We start from the raw sequence: 18,549 nt of genomic DNA on the forward strand, positions 1-18,549 counted from the left end.
GAACCGCAGCCGATCTCACTAGCATGTAACGAAAATAGCGGGCGCGCCATGCTGAAGTCGCTTGATCCCATTCTGAATGCGGATGTCCTCCACGCGCTGCGATCGATGGGGCATGGCGACGATCTCGTGCTGTGCGACACAAACTTCCCGGCCGACTCCGTTGCCCGCCAGACGGTGCTGGGCAAGCTGCTACGTATCGACAACGTCACCTCGGCGCGAGCGGCCCGCGCGATCCTCTCGGTGCTTCCCCTCGATTCATTTGTCGACCAACCCGCCCTGCGGATGGAAGTCGTGGACCAGCCGAACGAAATCCCGGCCGTCCAAGCGGAAGTGCAGAGGGAGATCGATGCTGCGGAAGGACGTTCGCTTCGGCTAGGCTCGATCGAGCGATTTGCCTTCTACGAGCGTGCCAAGAAATCGTACTGCGTGATCCAGACCGGCGAGCGCCGCTTCTATGGCTGCTTCATCTTCAAGAAGGGCGTCATCCCGCCCGATGCGGCCTAGGCCGCTCGTTGTCGTCGGCATCTTCCTCGAGCGGTACATCGTCAGCGGTCGGAGAAATTGCCGGCGACCAGCGGGCCTATCTCGGGACGGGCGCCTCGGTGTCGAGCAGTCGTGCCGCTTTCAGGTCGCTCCAGAGCGCGGCCGGAACCTCAGTTGTCAGTGCAGCCAGGTTGCGCTCAACCTCCTGCGGGCTCTGCCCGCCCAGGACCACGCTCGCGACAGCAGGATGACCGAGCGCAAAATGCAAAGCTGCCGTCGGCAGCGCTACGCCGTGAGAGGCGCAGACGCGCTGGATCTCGGCCACCCTGGAAAGGATCTCCGGCGGCGCGTCCTGATAATTGTACTTCGCGCCGGCGACCGGCCCGGTCGCGAGAATTCCCGAATTGAACACGCCGCCGAGCAGCACCGCGATGCCCTGCTTCAGCGCCAGCGGCATGAACTCCTTCAGCGCCGGCTGCTCCAGCAGTGAGTAGCGTCCGGCCAGGAGCATCACGTCGAACGAACCGGCCTGCGCAAAGCGCACGCACATCTCGGCTTCGTTGACACCGATCCCGATGCCGGCAACCACGCCTTCCGAACGCAGTCTGTCGAGCGCCACATAGGCGCCGGCCATCGCCTCGCGAAACCGATCCTCGATCGCAGCCTGGCCATGGGTCCAGACGTCGACGTCATGGATCAGCAGCAGATCGATCCTGTCGGTGCCCAGCCGCAGCAGCGACTGCTCGACCGACCGCATCGTCCCGTCATAGGAGTAATCGACCACGGCCCGGTGCGGATGCCCTCCGACAAAGCCCGACCGGGTCTCGGGCCGGTGGAACGGATCCATCCAGCGGCCGGTCTTGGTGCAGAGGACGACATCCTGCCGCTTCACCCGCCGGAGCGCAGTCCCGCAGCGATGCTCGGACAGGCCGTTGCCGTAGTGCGGCGACGTATCGAGCAGATTGATGCCGAGTTCGAGGGCGCGACTTGCAGCGGCAATCGCGGTGCGGTCGTCGAGCTCGAGGAAAAGATCGCCCAGCGGCGCGGTTCCAAATCCAAGGATGGAGGCCTGAAGCCCGGTCCGGCCAAGCGGGCGGCGCGGCAATGCTGATTGAGAAACCATGGTGGATCGTTGCCCTTCTCGGCGCCGTTTTCGACGCGCTGGTCTCATTGTCGGGAGCTGCAGCGTATGTGTTTGCCGCCGCGTGTCAACGCTGCGTGCGACGCCCAAAGCTGTTCCGCTGATACCGCGGACTTGCTAAGAATGAGAGAAAGCGCGCGGACACCTCACGATCCGCGGCAACAAGGAGGAAAGATGCTCCCCTATGTCACGCATGATCCCCGGTTTACGCGCCTGGTCTTCGGCCATGCCAATCTTGAAAAGCTCACCAGCGGCTGCCGCTGGGCCGAGGGACCTGCCTATTTCCCGGCCGGTCGCTATTTGATCTGGTCCGACATTCCCAACAATCGCATGATGCGGTTCGACGAGACCGATGCGTCGGTCTCCGTATTCCGTTCGCCGAGCTTCAATTCCAACGGCAACACGGTTGACCGCGAGGGACGGCTCGTCACCTGCGAGCATTTGATGCGGCGCGTCACGCGGACCGAGCACAACGGCTCGATCACGGTGCTGGCTGATCAATTCGACGGCCGCAAGCTGAATTCGCCCAACGACGCCGTCGTCAAATCGGACGGCTCGATCTGGTTCTCCGATCCGACCTACGGCATCGACAGCGACTATGAGGGCCTGCAGACCAGGTCCGAGATCGGAGCCTCCAACGTCTATCGGATCGACCCCGGCACCGGCGCGGTGACGCGCGTGGTGTCGGACCGCGTCCAGCCCAACGGGCTCGCTTTCTCGCCCGACGAGACGCTGCTCTACGTCGCCGACACCGGTGCCACGCATGTCGACGGGCTACCCGCGACGATCTGGTCTTATCAAGTGGATGGGCAAAAGCTCACGGATGCAAAGCTATTTTCCACCTGTCCGGATGGTCTCTATGACGGCTTTCGCGTGGACATACACGGCAACATCTGGACGTCGGGCGGCCGCAACGTGTTCTGCTATGCGCCTGACAGCACCCACATCGGCACGATCCCGATCGGCGAGATCGTCGCCAATGTCTGCTTCGGCGGCCCGCGCCGCAACCGGCTCTATATCTGCGGGCAGACTTCGCTGTACGCGATGTTTCTCAACACCCGCGCGGCCGTGTAATGCTTAGCTCGTCACGCGCTCGCCGCGCCCGTAGACCAGCAACATGAAGATGATGACGAGGCCGTAGATCACCTGGCGGCCTGCTTCCGGCATATCCATGATCGACAGCACGCTGTTGAGGAGCACGATCAGCACGACTCCGATCAGCGTGCCGAGATAGCGGCCGCGACCGCCGAGGATGTTGGTGCCTCCAATCACGACAGCGGCGATCGAGGGCAGCAGATAAGCATCTCCCATGCCCTGATACGCCTTGGTGGAATAGCCGGCGAGCAGCACGCCCGCGAGCGCGGCGGCAAGCCCGCAGAGGACGAAGCAAATCACCGTGACCCGGCGCGTGTCGACGCCGGCGAGATAGGCCGCCGCTTCCTTGTTCCCGATTGCATAGACGTATCGGCCAAGCGCCATGCGCTGCAAAATCACCACGACCAGCACGGAGACCGCAGCCCAGACGAAGAGAGCGTTCGGGATGCCAAGCGTACGCTCGCCCGCCAGCACCCGCATCAGGTCGGTCGCCCCCGTCTGCGGCGCATAGCCCCCGGTATGCGCAACCATGAGGCCGCGCATCACGGCATTGACGCCGAGCGTGAAGATCATCGAGGGGACGCGCAGATAGGCGACACCGATACCGTTGACGAGACCGACCAGGACGCCAATTCCGAGCCCGACCGGAATGGCGAACGGACCGCCCACGGAGGTCGCCATCATGGCGGCGGCGGCCAGCGTCCATGGAACCGACAGATCGATTTGCGCGATCAGGATCACGATCATCATGCCCGCCGACACGATGCCGAGGAATGCACCGATCTGCAATTGCTGGAGCAGATAGGCCGGCGACAGTAGCGGGGTGCTGCCGAAACGAGCGAACGTATACACCGTGCCCGCGACGAGGATGACCAGGATGAACAGCGCCGCAATCAGGATCGGGCGGTCGTCTCGCGAGAGACCGAAGGAGGCTGTCGTCATCGGAACAGCTCCAGCGTATTCTTGACGCGCAGCACGCCCAAAGCGCCGATGCTGACGGCGGCGAGCAGGATCACGCCCTCGAACAGTGGTTGCAAAAGGGGCGCGATGTCGAAAATGCGGAAGAAGAAGGAAATCACGCGCAAGACCATGGCGCCGAAGATCGACCCGATCGCACTGCCGGTGCCGCCGAGCAACGATGTGCCGCCGATCACCACGGAGGCAATTGAGTTGAGCGTATAGGCGCCCGCCTGCGGAATATCGGCATTGCCCGACGAAGTCTGGATGGCGAGGAAGAGACCGCCGCAGCCGGCAAAGAAGCCCGCGAGCGTGAAGGCCGCGATCTTGGCGCGCTCGATGGGAAGGCCGGACATATAAGCTGCGCCCTCGGCCGAGCCGACGGCATAGACGGCGCGGCCGAGAACGGAGCGCCGGAACGGCACCCACACCACGAGCGGAATAAGAACGAGAAGCACGAACGGCACCGGGATCCAGGCGAACGGCGCAAACCAGCCCGCCGCGCCGTCGTCGAAGATGTGCACGGTCGAGGCGAAATCGCCGAGCGAATTGGTCAGCGCCCAGTTCAGATCCTCGTCGATCTTGCCGCCTGGGGTCGGACGCAGGAATAGCGCGATGCCGATATAGACAGCGCCGGTCGCAAGCGTCGCAATGATCGGCTGGATACGCCCATAGACGACAACGCAGCCGTTGATGAAACCGGCAGCCGTGCCGATCGCAAGGCATACGGCAATCCCAAGCAGGATGCCGGTCACGCCGCCTGGAAAGGTGCCGAGGCCGATATGCAGGCCGAACAGATCGAGATGCAGCGGCGCGCCACCTGCCGCGCCGGTCAGGAGGTAGCTCGCAAAGCAGCCGACCATGGTCATGACCGCGCCAACGGAGAGATCGAGGCCCGACATCAGGACCGGGATGGTCTGTGCCATCGCCAGCATGGCGAGCGCAAAAATTTCGTCGCCATTCTGCACCAGCACGGCCGGGGAGAAACCGCGGGGATGGGCGATATTGTAGAGAATGTAGAGGGCGCAGAACAACAGGATAGCGGTGACAAGACCGATGTTCTGGCGGATCCTGATGGCGAGATCGTCAAGCATGCTGAGCCTGCGCTGCGGCATCGGTGTCGATGTTGAGGGAGCTCGCGACGATGTTGGTCTCGGTGAGGTCGTCGCCTTCGAACTCGCGCACGATGCGCCCGTCATACATGATGGCGACGCGGTCGCAGCAGCCGATGAGTTCGTCATAGTCGGTCGAGTAGAACAGGATGGCTGCGCCCTGGTCGGCAAGTTCGCGCATCAACCGGTACAGCTCCTGCTTGGTGCCAACGTCGATGCCGCGTGTGGGATCGTTGAGCAGGATGATGCGCGGATCGGTCATCAGCCATTTGGCGAGCACCACCTTCTGCTGGTTGCCGCCCGACAGCGTCGAGACCGCATCACTCGCCGCGCGCAGCTTGATCTGCAGCCGTGCGATGGCCCGCTGGATCGCGGCGCGTTCCTTAGCCCCGTCGACGAATGGACCGGTGGAGAGGGCGTCGAGCGAGGCGATCGCAAGATTGTCCGCGATCGACATCGGCAGCATCAGCCCTTCGGTTTTGCGGTCCTCCGGGACGAGCGCGATGCCGACCGATTTTGCCGCCGCCGGAGAGCCGGGACGCACCTCGCGATCGGCAACCGCAACGCGACCCGTGACGCCGCGCAGAACGCCGAACAAGGCGAGCAGCAGCGATTTCTGGCCCTGACCATCGAGACCGCCGAGCCCGACGATCTCGCCGGCGCCGACGCTGAGTGAAATGCGATCGAGGTGCCTTTCCCAGGACAGGTTCTCCAGCGTCAGCACCGGTTTTGCGGTTTGGCGCGGCGGCTTCGGCGGATACTGGGCCGTGATGTCGCGCCCGATCATGAGCTGGACGATCTCGGCGGTGGAGCGCGCGCCCGTGTCGAAGGTTTCGATGTGACGGCCATTGCGAAACACCGAGGCGCGGTCGGCGAGCGCCTCGACCTCGTGCATGCGGTGCGAGATGTAGAGGATTGCGACGCCCTTGGCCTTGAGTCGTGCCAGCATCGCATAAACCTTCTCGACATCCGCGCTGGTCAGAGCCGATGTGGCCTCATCGAGGATCAGCAACTGCGGGTATTTGCCGAGCGCCTTGGCAATCTCGACAACCTGGCGCCGCGACAAGGGCAGATCGCGGACGTGCCTCAGGGGATTGATATCCTCGCAGCCGATCTCTGCCAGAAGCTGTTCGGCGCGGCGCCGCTGCGCCCTCGCATCGATCAGGCCGAACCGCCGCGGCGGCGACGCGATGGAGATGTTGTCCGCGACCGAGAGGTCGGGCATCAGCGACAGCTCCTGGAAGATGCAGACGACACCGGCCGCATTCGCCGCCGCCGGCGTCGTGAAGCCGACGTCGCTGCCCGCGAGGCGCATGCGACCGCTGTCCGGCTGCACCACCCCGGCGATGATCTTGATCAGCGTCGACTTGCCGGCGCCGTTCTCGCCCAGCACGGCGTGGATCTTGCCGCGCTCGCAGGCGAAATCGACGGCTTCCAGCGCGCGAACGCCGGCATAACGCTTGGAGATTCCGGCGAGCTCCAGGAAGGCGGGTTGCGTCGGGTCGGCAGCCGGCATGTCCGGGCCTTCACGCGACGACGGCCCGGCGGATGCCGGGCCGTGACGGAGCGATCGCTGCAGAGGTCACTGGGTGTTCTTCTCGCTCTGCGACATGATCTCCGGCGCGGTGAAGTTCACGCCGCAAGGTGTGAACTGGTTCGGCGCGAAGAAGTTGGCATTGAGCTCAGGCCAGTAATTCGTGCCCGGCTTGAGGTCCTTGTAGGTCGCCACCGGAATCGGGATCGAGATCAGCTGCGGCATGACGTTGCCCTGCAGCGCCGAGATCGCCGCCTTGGTCGCGATCGCAACCAGCGCCGGCGACTGGCCGTAGGACATGCCCTTGAGCCCGTCCTTGGCGTGATCGGCGATCTGCTTGCGGTACTCGTTTTCGCCCTCGCCCGACATCGGCACAAAGGGATGCTTGGCAGCCATCAGCGCCTGCACGGTGCCGTCGGAGCCGCCTTGGGTGAATATTCCGTCGAAATGGCCATGCACGGCCAGCGCATCCGCGGTTACCTTCTGCGAGGTGCCGGTATCCCAATTGCCGACGACCTCGGTGATTTTGAAGCTGTTGCCGGGCCCTTCCATGACCTCGCGGAAACCGAGATGACGGTCGCGGTCGACCGAGTTGCCGGGCAAGCCGCGAACTTCGAGAATGTCGCCGGATTTCTTGCCACTCTCATCGATCAGCCATTTGGCCGACATGCGGCCCATTTCCTTCTGGTCCTCGTTGACCATCATCACCTTGTCGGTGTCGAGAACGTTGTCGAAGGGCACCACCACGACATTGTTCTTGTCGGCAAGCCGGATGATGCGATCAAACCCGTCGGGCGCGACCGCAATCGTGACGATGGCATCGAAGCCCTGGTTGATGAAATCCTCCATCGCGCCGAGTTGCGCGGCAACATCGGTCCCGGTGGAGACGACCTTGAACTCCTTGATGTTCTCCTTGATCCCCGGTTGGTCGGCGAATGCCTTGGCGGTCTTTACCATCTGGATGCGCCAGGTGTTGCCGACGAAACCGTTGACCAGCGCGATCCGGTAGGGGCCGGGCTTCTTTGGCCACTGGAAGAATTTCGTTTCAGACGACCACGGCTTGAAGCAGGCGGGATCGGCACCCGGACCGGAGACGACCTTGGGACCCGCCAAAGCACTCACCGAGGACAGCAGCAAGCCAGCGCAAGCCAGCCCCGCCAGACGAAGCGTCCACACCATGTCATTTCTCCCTGAGCGTTTGTGTTCCACCCTAATGCGGCGTTGTCGCCATGCCGGGAATTGACCTCCCCGTGCGCTTTGCCGAGACAAGATGGCACGCAACTTGCGATCCTGACAAGCGGAGGGCGAATGCTCGGCCGCGACACACGACGTGAACGCACCGCACAACGATCGCGATTGCGGGAAGCAGAAAACGTAACGATGACAGCCGGATGTTCGTGGGCGGCATGGGATGGCGCAGCGGCGACGGTGGGCCATGGCCGACCTTCCGTGGCCCCATCCACGCGCGCGACGAAAAAAATGACACTCAGGGAAAAGTGTGAATCGCTATGCGAAGCCGCGGGGCAGCCGCGACAATGCCAGCGACCGGGACGTGCGTCGTCGGCCGCCAGCAACAGGCAGCTGCGCATCAGCAACGCGTACGACGTTACGGCAGATTGTCGCGCAGAAAAATGTCGATGCGAATGCGCTCCTGGTCGGGGCTGATCGGCTCACCCGAGCAATGCGCCAGCAGGACTCGCGCTGCAGAGCGCGCCTCGTGACCGGAGTCCTGGTTGATGATTGCATCAAGTGTGCCTCGGACCAGGAAACGCCGCGTGTGCTGGGTCAGCTCGTGAGTGATCCAGACCACTTTGCGCGCACGCCCGGAGATCTCTAGCGCATCGGCGATGCCACGGTTCCCGGCGCCGCAGCAATATATGCCACGGAGATCGGCATGGCGCACGAGCAGCGCGGCTGTGAGCTCTCTCGTGCGTTCGCTGTCGTCGCGGCCCTCGATGGCCGGTAACGCGAGCAGGTTCGGATACTCGCCGGACAGGATCTGGTGGAAGCCGAACTGCCGCTCGCTGTGGTCGCGCAGCGACAACGATCCGGCGATCACGGCAACCGTCCCCTTGCGGCCGCGAAGGAAGCGTCCCATCAATGTTGCCGCAGTTCGCCCCGCGGCCGGATTGTCGATTCCGACATAATGCAGGCGCCGCGAGCTCGGCGCGTCCGACACAAGGGTCACCACGGCGACCTCGCGGGCAACAAGCTCGTCGATCGCCGCACGCACCCTGGGATGGTCGAGCGCAACGACGGCGACCCCCTGATAGACGGGGGACAGGTTCTCCAGCGCGCCGGCGAGCACGTCCGGATCGAATACGTCGACATGGACAACATCGATAAAGCCGCGCTGGCTGGCGAGCCAGTGTGCGGTACGCTGGACCTGCTCGGTCAGGCTCGTCATGAAGCTGTTGCTGCCGCTCGGCAGCACGAAGGCGAAGCGGAACGACTGCCCACGGGCGAGCCGCGCGGCCGCGACGTCGGCGCGATAGCCGAGCTTTGCCACCGCCGCCTGGACGCGCGCAACGGTCTTGGCGCGCACGCCATCGCGCCGGTTGACGACGCGATCGACGGTCGCGAGCGACACGCCCGCCGCGCGCGCAACGTCCTCGAGCGTTGCGCGGACCGCCGACTGCGTCGCACCAGCTGTCATTCGCGGGCCGCCCACAGCAAGCCGCGGATCATCAAGGTTCGAATCTCCGGGACGTCCAGCTCGTAGGCACGGTGGCCGAGTGAGGAATAGAACACCCTGCCCGCGCCGTATCGCTTCTTCCACACCACCGGCATCACCACGCCCTCGATCCAGGGCGCGTGCTCGCCGCTGAAGGTCGTTGTCGCCAGCACCTCATTGGCGGGGTCGACATGCATGTAGTACTGCTCGGAGCGATGCTCAAAGCTATTCAGGCCCTTCGTGATGGGATCATCCGGCTTCGTCAAATCGACCTTGTAGTCAATGATGTTGCCGGGATGCGCGACCCACTGCCCTCCACACATGAACTGGTACTCGACGGAATCGCGGAAGGCATCGCCCATCCCGCCGTGGTGGCCGGCGAGCCCCACTCCGCTCCGCACCGCCGCGCAGAGATTGAGCGCTTCTGCCTTCTCGATCTTCGACATAGTGTAGATCGGGATGATCAGCGACAGATCGTGGATCGCAGCATCGGCGAACGCCGCCGTTGTGGTCTCGATCCGCACCTCGAAGCCTTCCGCCTTCAGCCAGCCGCGGATCATCGAGGCACAGAGATCGGGATCGTGTCCCGGCCAGCCGCCCCAAACAATCATTGCATTGCGCATGTTTCCGTCCTCAGTCGATCTGTCCGGTTTCACGTCCGGCCGGCAGCATCGCCGGCCGCTCAACGCGGCTCTCGATCTTGACGCGCCGTCCTTCGTCGGCGGAGGTCTGGAACGCCTCCATCACCTCCAGTACATGGAACGCAAGCGCGCCGCTGGCACGATGCGGCCGGTTGTTCAGAATTGCGGTGGCCATGTCGGCGACGCCGATGGAACGGAACTCGCCGTCGATATGCCCGTGGGTCAACGGCACCGCCTCCCATTCGCCACCGGTCTTCGCGACCTGCACCTCGCCGCCGAAGCGGTTCGAGTCCGGCACCAGCATGCTGCCTTTGTCGCCATAGATTTCGATCGGCGCGTGACGGTGCTTGGGGATGTCGAAGCTCATCGTGATCGAGACGACGGCACCGCTCTCGAATTCGAGCGTGCCCGCGACATGGGTCGACACCTCGACCGGGATCAGCGTGCCGTTCATCGGCTGGCTGGTCACAAGGCGCTCGGATTTCGGACGTGCGGTGGAGCCCATCACGCTCGCGACCGGGCCGAGCAGCTGCACGAGATCGGTGATGTAGTATGGGCCCATGTCGAGCATCGGGCCGCCGCCGCGCAGATAATAGAAGCCCGGCGCCGGATGCCAGCGCTCGTGGCCAGGGCAGCCAAAGAAGGCGCTGCCCGCCGCCGGCGTGCCGATCGCTCCGTCGTCGATCAGCTTGCGCGCGGTCTGGTGTCCGCCTCCGAGAAACGTGTCGGGCGCGCAGCCGACGCGAAGGTCTTTCTGCGCGGCGAGATCCATCACCTTGCGGGCTTCCGCGATGTTGATGCCGAGCGGCTTCTCGGAATGGACATGCTTGCCGGCATTCAGAACGGCCAGACTGACGTCGGTGTGGGCGAGCGGCACCGTGAGATTGATGACGATCTCGATGTCGTCGCGCTTGAGCAGTTGATCGACCCGCATCCCCGGCAGCCCGAAGGCGGCGCCCTGGCGCTCTGCGGCATCGCTGCGCATATCGGCGAGCGCCCTGACCTCCATGACCGGGAAGCGCTGGGCCGCCTTCAGGTAGGCGGTGCTGATATTGCCGCAGCCGATGATCCCGATGCCCACTTTTCTCATTGTGATCTCCGTAAGGTCCCGCTCATCCCTTGACCGCGCCTGCGGTGAGGCCGGCGACGATATGCTTCTGCGCCAGAAGGAACAGAATGATCGTCGGCAGGATGGTCAGCGTGATGAAGGCCAGGATCAGGTGCCATTCGGACGAATATTCGCCCTGATAAACCATGATACCCAGCGGCCAGGGATAGAGCGAATCGGTGTTGAGCATCACCAGCGGCAACAGATAGGCATTCCAGCTGTTGACGAACGCGATCGTCCCGACGGTCGCCAGGATCGGCCGCGATAACGGCAGGGTCACATAGCGGAAGAAGTTGATGTAGCTGCATCCGTCGACCAGCGCAGCCTCCAACAGCTCGTACGGGATGTCCTTGAAGAAACGCCGCAGCAGCAGCACACTCATGGCGAGACCGAAGGCCGCCTGCGGCAGCGCAACGCCAAAATAGCTATCGAGCAGCCCGAGATCGCGCACCTTGATGAACAGCGGCAGCACGGCGGTCGCGGCCGGAAACAGCAGGCCGAGGGTCAGGTAGCTCAGCAGCATCGAGCTGCCGTAGAACTTGATGTGCGCGAAGGTGAACGCCGCCATGGAGGCGACGACCAGGGTCAATGCCACCGTGAGCGTCGAAATGACCAGCGAGTTGCGCAACAGCTGCCAGTAGCGCACGGAGAACAGGATGTCGGCATAATTCTGCCACTCCCAGTGGCGCGGCAGGCCGAACGGATTAACGCGCAGTTCGCCAAGCGATTTGAAGCCCCCGAGCAAGGTCGCGAGCAGCGGCACCAGCACGAAGATCGCAACGACGGCGAGGAACAACGACTTGAACAGCCCCGCGGAATCGAACGGCGCACGTGTGGTCTCGACATTACTCATCGCGCATGAACCATCGCTTGTAGGTCACGGCAAAGGTCACGCAGATCGCGAACAGGATGACACCGATGGCGCTGCCGTAGCCGACCCGCATGCGGGAGATGCCGTTATTGTAGAGAAAGCTCACCATCGTGTTCGAGGAGTCCGCAGGTCCGCCGCGCGTCAGCGGCATGACCAGGTCGAACAGCTGCAGCGAGCCGACGATGGCGAAGAATATTGAGAGCCGGATCGTCGGATAGAGCAACGGGATGACAACGTGGCGCAGGGTTTGCGACCGGGTCGCGCCGTCGATCCGCGCGGCCTCGATCAGGCTCTTGTCGAGACTCTGGAGTGCGGCGATGAACAACATCATGTGAAAGCCAAAGTACTTCCAGACCACCACGATCAGCACGGCCAACATCGACGTCTCGGTCGAAGCCAGCAGATGCGGCGCCTCGGCACCGAAGGCGCGCCAGATCGAGGCGACGAGGCCGTAGTCGCCGTCATAGACAAAGCTGAAGATCAACCCGGTCGCGATCTCGGCCAGGATATAGGGCATGAAGAACAGCATGCGCAGCGCCACCGCTCCGCGAAAACGCTCCGCCAGCATCAAAGCCAGGGTGAGCGCAAGCGGCAGCTGAATCGCAAGCGAGACGGCGATGATCAGTCCGTTGTTGCGCAGCGCAAGCCAGAAGGCGCGCGTCTCAAACACGAAGCGGTAATTGTCGAAGCCAATCCAGTTCGTCGGCCTGCCGAAGCCGTTCCAGTTGAAGGCCGAGTACCAGGCGGCCTCGCCGACCGGCAGCACCACGAACAGCGTGAACAGCACCAACGCCGGCGGCAGGAACAGGATCAGGACGGTGAGGCGGCTGTCCCAGCGAGGACCGCGAACTGCGAGTGGCGAGAACGATGTCTCCGCAGCGTCCATCGCCGGCGAGGCCACGATCCGCCGCACCACTGTCAGTTACCCTGCTTCCGCGCCGCCTCGATCGCCTTGGCAGCGTCCTGCGGACTCATGCTGCCGCCGGCGATTTCCGCGCTGACGTCATTGACGACGCGACCGACCGAAGGGCCGAGGCTCTGGTCATAGAAGTTCTGGTGGTAGTTCGACTTCGCCAGATTGGCCGCGATCAGCTTCATGAAAGGATTGTTGAGACCGGCCTCCGCACCCTGCACCACGGGAATGATGAAGTTGCCCGCGGCAAGCCGGGTCTGAACGTCCTTGGAGATGAAGTATTTCAGGAAGTCGACCGCCTCCTTCGGCGAGTCTTTTGTGATCAGCCAGCCTGTGATGCCCCCCAGCGTGTCCGTCGGCGCGCCCTTCCCGCCGGCCACGACCGGAAAATCGAACCAGCAGATCTTGTCTTCGCTCAGCCCGACCTTGTCGGCGGCGAGCGCGCGCTGCAAATTGTAGATGCTACTGATCGCGAGCGTCATCGCCGCCTTGCCATCACCGAAATAGCCGACGGCCTGCGGGTTCTTGAACCCGAGAAAGCCGTTCTGGAATGGCTGGAGATCGACGAGTTGCTTGAACAGCTCGCCGGATTTCTGGAAGGTCTCGCCGGCAAAGCCGCCATTCTCGCCGCGCAGCGCCGCTTCGAACGCCGGCTTGCCGCCGACACGGACTGCAAGATGCGTCCAATAGAAATGCAGCGGCCATTTGTCAGCGCCGCCGACCACGATGGGCGTGATGCCGGCGGCCTTCAGCGTCTTCACCGCGGCGAGCAGATCGTCCCAGCTCTTGATGGCGGCCGGATCGACCTTCGCCTTCGCCATCAGTTCCCTGTTGCAGAGGAACCCGACCTGCGACAGCGCCACGGGCAGGCCGTAGACGCGACCGTTGCTGGTGAACGCGGCAAGCGCCGCCGGCGTCAGGCTGTCGCTGTAGCCCTTCACGGAATCGGTAATGTCCTCGAGCACGCCGGCTTCGATCTGCGTCTTCAACACGCCGCCGGCCCAACTATAGATGATGTTGGGACGGTCCTTGGATTGCAGGATGGTCGGCAGCTTGGCCTTGTAGGCTTCGTTCTCGAGGAACTGCATCTCGACCTTGACGCCCGGATGCGACGCCTCATAGGCGCGCGCGACCTCCTCCCAGATCTTCACCTGGGCCGGGTTAACCTCGATGTGGAGCCATTTCACGGTTGTGTCGGCTGCGGCGACGCTGGCCCAAAGCAGGCATGCGGCACCGGCGAGTCCCAGCTTCCCGAGCAGCCTCATCACATTCCTCCCAATCGGCTTCTATTCTTTGGGCGCGATCCTGCCTTCGATTTTTGAGGTACGCAACTGAATTTCTGATCTATGCACCTCACCAGGGGAATAGCTAAGCTCGGCGCGAGCGCTGGACGTCGCACCGCACGGCCCGCGACGCAACTCAAGAGGTTCCATCCATGGCTGCCGTTTATTCCGACCTCGCCGGCAAGGTCATTCTCGTCACCGGAGGCGCATCGGGCATTGGCGCCGCCATCGTGCGGCACTTTGCGCAGCAGAAATCCAAGGTCGTGTTCTTCGACGTCAAGGTCGACGAAGGCCAGCGCCTGGCACGTGAGCTCTCGGATCAGGGTCTCAGTGCGCATTTCCAGCGTGTCGACTTGACCGATGTCGCGGCGTTACGCGCCGGCGTCGCGGAGGCGCGCAACGCATACGGCGCGACCAATATCCTCGTCAACAATGCCGCGCACGACGAACGGCATAACACCGAGGAGGTGACGCCAGAATATTGGGACAACCGCATCGCCGTGAATCTGAAGCACCAGTTCTTTGCGGCGCAAGCCGTGTTGCCGGACATGAAGACGGGGAACGCCGGCGTCATTATCAACTTCGGCTCGGTGTCGTGGATCGCCGGACAAGGCGGCATGGCCGCCTACACGGCCAGCAAGTCAGGCGTCATTGGTCTCACACGCTCCTTGGCGCGCGACTACGGTCCCTACAACATCCGCGTCAATGCGATAGCGCCGGGCTGGATCATGACTGAGCGCCAGCTCGAGAAATGGATGACGCCGGAAGGCGAGGTCGAGCTGATGCAGCGGCAATGCCTCAAGCGCAGACTCGTACCCGATGCAAAGTTCACCGTCTTTCTCGCTTCCGACGAGGCCTCCGCCTGTACCGCTCAACATTATGTCGTAGATGGCGGCTGGGTGTGAGATGGCTTCAGTCTTGAGCGCGTAACGCGCGAAGCTGGAATCCGCGGACTGAGAGACATACCCTTTGCATTAATTTCTTGCTGGAATTTCTGAACTGGGTCAAAACTCGGGAGACCGTTCACATACTGCGCCGAGAGTCGCCGCGCGCGATCGATCTCCGGCGCGACGGCGCACATCTGCGCCACGCGCTGTCTTCGATACGCGCACGAATTCGTCGCAGAGCTGCGGTTGCACCGCAAAACCACTTGCGCCGCAACAATCAAAATGAGACTGCCCGTCAAACCACGCGAGGCTTACGACATCGGTGTCGCGCCCCGCATCGGCTAGCCTTGCGTGCAACAAAACAACCGGGTGTCCGCGCTCACCACGTCAAACATGCGGATGCCGACGGGATCACCAGGGAGGAGACCGATGTTGAAAGGCAGTGCGGGATTGATTCTATTGAGTGCCATGTTGTTGTCTGGCACGGCGATGGCCCAGGAGAAGATCAAGGTTGGCGTCACCGCGACGCTCGAAGGCACCTACACCGTGCTCGGTGAGGATGGCATCCGCGGCTTTCAGACGGCGCTCAACGTGCTCGGCAAGAAGGTCGGCGACAAGGAGCTCGAATTCGTCATCGCCTCGACCGATGCGACACCGGACTCTGCCGTGCGCGCCGTGCGCAAGCTGATCGAGCAGGACAAGGTCCAGATCCTGCTGTCGCCGCTGTCTGGCGACGAAGGCATCGCGGTCAAGAATTTCGCAAAGACCCATCCGGAGCTGACTTTCATCAACGCCGCCTCCGGTGCCCAGGAAACGACCTATGTCGATCCGGCGCCGAATTTCTTCCGCTACAACATGGACGGCGCGCAGTGGCAGGTGGGCCTCGGCAAATACGCCTATGACGAGAAGAAGTATAGGAAGATCGCGACCGTCGGCGAGGACTATTCCTTCATCTACACCCAGGTGTTCGGCCTCGTGCTCGAATTCTGCGGCGCCGGCGGACAAGTCACCAACAGGCAATGGGTGCCGCTCGGCACCAAGGACTTCGCCTCGGTCATCGCCGCGCTGCCGGATGACGTCGACGCCATCTATCTCGGTCTCGGCGGCGCCGACGCCGTCAACTTCCTCAACCAGTACCAGCAGGCCGGCGGCAAGGCACATCTGATGGGCGGCTCGATCATGATCGACCAGACCATCCTGTCGTCCAAGGGCAACGCCAAGAACGCGCTGGTCGGCACGCTCGCCGCGAGCGGCCAGGCCGACACCTGGGAGGATCCGGGTTGGCAGAAGTTCGTCAAGGACTACCAGGACGCCTTCCCGGCCAACAAGCGCTTCCCCAGTCCGTCGCTGCTTGCCACCAACTATTACGGCTCGACCATGGCGCTGATCCTGGCGCTGCGCCAGGTCAACGGGGATCTCTCCAATAACCAGGCCAAGTACAAGGAAGCCCTCGCCAAGATCGAGCTCGACGCGCCCAACGGCAAGATCAAGCTCGACTCCAACCGCCAGGCGATCGGCACCAACTTCGTCACCGAAGTTGTCGACGACGGAAAGGGCGCGCTGTTCTCCAAGGTCGTGAAGGTGATCCCGAACGTCAATCAGACCTTGGGCTACGATCCCGCAGTGTTCGCCAAGATCGGTTTGCCAAGTCGTACGGTACCGGAATGTAAGAAGTACTGACATAGTCTCGTTCGCGAGCGACGACGGAGCGGGGAGAGATTTGCAAGGCGCCGACATCATGCGCCCTTGCATTCTCTCCCCGGTTGTTGAACGCTACCGGGAAAAGACAAAAGCTTCTGGGAGAGAAGGCATGAGCCGGGCGCTCGCCGTCTTCCACGGCCGCTTTGGCCGGGCGACGGTCTATCAATTAAACCGCCCTTTCAACATCCACGCACATCGCGAAGGTCATTTGATCTTCCATGTCGGGGGGCGTCCCGCATGCATCGATGTCAGCGATGGACGTTACGAGCTCACCGAAGGGTCCGTCGTCGCGGTCAACCCATGGGAGCCGCACAATTTCCTGCCGTCCGATCTCGATCTCGGCGCCGTTTTCTTCGTGCTTTATGTCAATGCGGAGTGGTTCGCGCCCGATGCGCCCGGCGCCGACCGCCTTCGCTTCGGCCGCACCCAATTCACGCGATCGGTGGCACTGGACAAGCATATCAAGCACGCAGCCGCCCTCGTGTGCGGCGCCCCTTCGCTCAATAGCCTGGATGGCGAGCTGAGACGGCTGATCGACATCTGCTATGACGAGAGCTGGCAGCAGGCCGAGACCGCGCGCGATCCGCGCGCAAACGGTTCCGTCACCGATTTTCGCGTGCGCAAGTGTATCAAGATGATGTCGGAGAGTCCCGGTGCCGAGATCGAGCTCGACACCATCGCGCGTGAATCCGGCCTCTCGCGGCCGCACTTCTACCGGCTGTTCCGCACCCAGACCGGCGTCACCCCTCACCTCTATCTCAATACGCTGATGATGGAGCAGGCGCTGGAAGCGCTGGTGGCGAGCGAGGCGCCGATCGCCGATATCGGCTTCGATCTCGGCTTCTCATCGCAGAGCGGGTTCACCCGCTTTTTCGCAGCCAATGTCGGGATGGCACCAACCGATTATCGTCGCGCGGCCAAGGTTTTGCGCGCCTGACATACGCGCGAAAAGATACTCACGATCAAACGCTTTCCTTCCGGCCCATCTAGGATGTGCGGAACGCGATCCCGCAAAGAGGATCGCGATTGATAGGGAGCGCACGTTCATGGCAGGGCTTGCGGCCGGCAACGGTCTGCGTGCCACCTCGCCCCGATCGGGGCAAGAGGGTTGGGCTGGCGCGAAGACGGATCGGCGATCATGACCCGCTTTGTCGAGCGCCATCCAGCCTGGGCGCTGATCATCATCATCGCGGTCGCCGTCGCTCTTTGGCTGATCTTCGCGGTATGGCCGCAGGGCCTTGAAGAGGCAATCGGCCGCAAGCGGGTCTTCCTCAACGCGCTGTTCAACGGCATCACACTTGGCGGCCTCTATTTCCTCGTCGCCAGCGGCTTTACGCTGATCTTCGGGCTGATGCGCAACGTCAACCTCGCGCACGGCTCGCTCTATCTGTTCGGCGGTTACGTCGGCTACGCCATCAGCGCCTCGACCGGCTCCTGGATTCTTTCGTTCATCATCGCCTTCATCCTGACTGCGCTGGTCGGCGTCCTGCTCCAGGTTCTCGTCTTCCGCCGCATGGAGGGCCAGGACCTGCGCCAAACCATGGTCACCATCGGGCTCTCGATCGTGTTCGCCGATCTGATGCTATGGGCCTGCGGTGGTGACTTCTACCAGATCCAGACCCCGAATTGGCTGATCGGTCCGATCGAGCTGCCGCTGATCACCGCCGTGAAATCCTCGGGCGAGCCGGTGTATCTGCGCTATCCGCTGGTGCGGCTCGTGATCTTCCTGGCCTCCGTCGTCATCGGCGTCGCGATGTGGCTCGCGCTCAACCGCACCCGGATCGGCATGATCATCCGCGCCGGCGTCGACGATCGCGACATTCTCGCCGCGACGGGGGTGCGCATCCAGATCGTCTTCGTGCTCGTCTTCGCACTCGGCGCCGGGCTCGCCGGCATCGCCGGCGTGGTCGGCGGGACGTTCCAGTCCCTCTCACCCGGCGAAGACATCCGTTTCCTGCTCGCCTCGCTCGTGGTCGTGATCGTAGGCGGCATGGGCTCCATTCCCGGCGCCGCGCTCGGCGCGCTGATCATCGGCCTCGCCGAGCAGCTCGGCTCGGTTTACATCCCGACCTACGCCATCGTCGTGACCTTCCTGATCATGGTGCTGGTGCTGGCGCTTCGGCCGCAGGGCCTGCTCGCGAGGCGCTGA

General features: G+C 63.2%; 17 protein-coding genes. 6 read left to right on the forward strand and 11 right to left on the reverse strand.

All coding sequences use genetic code 11. The annotated features are described in order from the left end of the window. The first annotated feature begins 48 nt into the window (after window positions 1-48). Entirely contained in the window at window positions 49-504 is a 456-nt protein-coding gene (locus AC0L2O_RS28445) for an RbsD/FucU family protein (RefSeq protein WP_409192920.1), read from the forward strand. A 76-nt stretch (window positions 505-580) separates the two neighbouring features. Here AC0L2O_RS28445 and AC0L2O_RS28450 read toward each other — a convergent pair whose 3' ends face one another. Continuing rightward, on the reverse strand, window positions 581-1,606 hold the full coding sequence (locus AC0L2O_RS28450) for an aldo/keto reductase (protein WP_473372058.1): 1,026 nt from the start codon (window positions 1,604-1,606) through the stop codon (window positions 581-583). Window positions 1,607-1,798: 192 nt separating this feature from the next. Here AC0L2O_RS28450 and AC0L2O_RS28455 point away from each other — a divergent pair, with 192 nt between their 5' ends. Further along, complete coding sequence (locus AC0L2O_RS28455; protein ID WP_473372059.1) at window positions 1,799-2,698, forward strand: SMP-30/gluconolactonase/LRE family protein; 900 nt, start codon at window positions 1,799-1,801, stop codon at window positions 2,696-2,698. Window positions 2,699-2,701: 3 nt separating this feature from the next. Here AC0L2O_RS28455 and AC0L2O_RS28460 read toward each other — a convergent pair whose 3' ends face one another. From AC0L2O_RS28460 to AC0L2O_RS28505, 10 genes are all read right to left on the reverse strand, one after another. Further along, window positions 2,702-3,661, reverse strand: a complete 960-nt coding sequence (locus AC0L2O_RS28460; RefSeq protein WP_369724782.1) for an ABC transporter permease — start codon at window positions 3,659-3,661, stop codon at window positions 2,702-2,704. Further along, window positions 3,658-4,770, reverse strand: coding sequence for an ABC transporter permease (locus AC0L2O_RS28465; RefSeq protein WP_473372060.1), 1,113 nt, complete (start codon window positions 4,768-4,770; stop codon window positions 3,658-3,660). Before AC0L2O_RS28465 ends, AC0L2O_RS28460 begins: the two co-directional genes overlap by 4 nt. Continuing rightward, window positions 4,763-6,304 (reverse strand): sugar ABC transporter ATP-binding protein, encoded by a 1,542-nt coding sequence (locus tag AC0L2O_RS28470; protein ID WP_473372061.1) that lies wholly within the window; start codon window positions 6,302-6,304, stop codon window positions 4,763-4,765. Before AC0L2O_RS28470 ends, AC0L2O_RS28465 begins: the two co-directional genes overlap by 8 nt. 66 nt (window positions 6,305-6,370) lie before the next feature. Then, the gene (locus tag AC0L2O_RS28475) at window positions 6,371-7,501 is read right to left on the reverse strand and encodes a sugar ABC transporter substrate-binding protein (RefSeq protein WP_369724786.1); all 1,131 of its coding nucleotides are present in this window, start codon (window positions 7,499-7,501) and stop codon (window positions 6,371-6,373) included. 427 nt (window positions 7,502-7,928) lie between these two features. Beyond that, window positions 7,929-8,978, reverse strand: a complete 1,050-nt coding sequence (locus AC0L2O_RS28480; RefSeq protein ID WP_473372062.1) for a LacI family DNA-binding transcriptional regulator — start codon at window positions 8,976-8,978, stop codon at window positions 7,929-7,931. After that, window positions 8,975-9,619, reverse strand: coding sequence for a ThuA domain-containing protein (locus AC0L2O_RS28485; protein ID WP_473372063.1), 645 nt, complete (start codon window positions 9,617-9,619; stop codon window positions 8,975-8,977). Before AC0L2O_RS28485 ends, AC0L2O_RS28480 begins: the two co-directional genes overlap by 4 nt. 10 nt (window positions 9,620-9,629) lie before the next feature. Continuing rightward, window positions 9,630-10,727, reverse strand: coding sequence for a Gfo/Idh/MocA family protein (locus AC0L2O_RS28490; RefSeq protein WP_473372064.1), 1,098 nt, complete (start codon window positions 10,725-10,727; stop codon window positions 9,630-9,632). 22 nt (window positions 10,728-10,749) lie between these two features. Continuing rightward, window positions 10,750-11,598: a carbohydrate ABC transporter permease gene (locus AC0L2O_RS28495; protein WP_473372065.1), complete on the reverse strand. Its 849-nt coding sequence runs from the start codon at window positions 11,596-11,598 to the stop codon at window positions 10,750-10,752. Then, window positions 11,591-12,502 (reverse strand): carbohydrate ABC transporter permease, encoded by a 912-nt coding sequence (locus AC0L2O_RS28500; protein WP_409192921.1) that lies wholly within the window; start codon window positions 12,500-12,502, stop codon window positions 11,591-11,593. Before AC0L2O_RS28500 ends, AC0L2O_RS28495 begins: the two co-directional genes overlap by 8 nt. A gap of 32 nt (window positions 12,503-12,534) precedes the next feature. Then, window positions 12,535-13,794 (reverse strand): extracellular solute-binding protein, encoded by a 1,260-nt coding sequence (locus AC0L2O_RS28505; protein WP_409189338.1) that lies wholly within the window; start codon window positions 13,792-13,794, stop codon window positions 12,535-12,537. A gap of 170 nt (window positions 13,795-13,964) precedes the next feature. Between AC0L2O_RS28505 and AC0L2O_RS28510 the strand changes: the two genes are divergently transcribed. The 4 genes from AC0L2O_RS28510 to AC0L2O_RS28525 all read left to right on the forward strand — a co-directional run bounded on the left by AC0L2O_RS28510 (window position 13,965) and on the right by AC0L2O_RS28525 (window position 18,549). After that, window positions 13,965-14,717, forward strand: coding sequence for an SDR family NAD(P)-dependent oxidoreductase (locus AC0L2O_RS28510; protein ID WP_473372066.1), 753 nt, complete (start codon window positions 13,965-13,967; stop codon window positions 14,715-14,717). Window positions 14,718-15,128: 411 nt separating this feature from the next. Continuing rightward, the gene (locus AC0L2O_RS28515) at window positions 15,129-16,379 is read left to right on the forward strand and encodes an ABC transporter substrate-binding protein (RefSeq protein WP_369724799.1); all 1,251 of its coding nucleotides are present in this window, start codon (window positions 15,129-15,131) and stop codon (window positions 16,377-16,379) included. 130 nt (window positions 16,380-16,509) lie between these two features. Next, a complete protein-coding gene (locus AC0L2O_RS28520) occupies window positions 16,510-17,337 on the forward strand; it encodes an AraC family transcriptional regulator (protein ID WP_369724801.1) in 828 nt (275 codons plus the stop codon). 201 nt (window positions 17,338-17,538) lie between these two features. Beyond that, a complete protein-coding gene (locus AC0L2O_RS28525) occupies window positions 17,539-18,549 on the forward strand; it encodes a branched-chain amino acid ABC transporter permease (RefSeq protein ID WP_409189340.1) in 1,011 nt (336 codons plus the stop codon).

The sequence above is a fragment of the Bradyrhizobium sp. Kon10 genome (genome assembly GCF_055807395.1).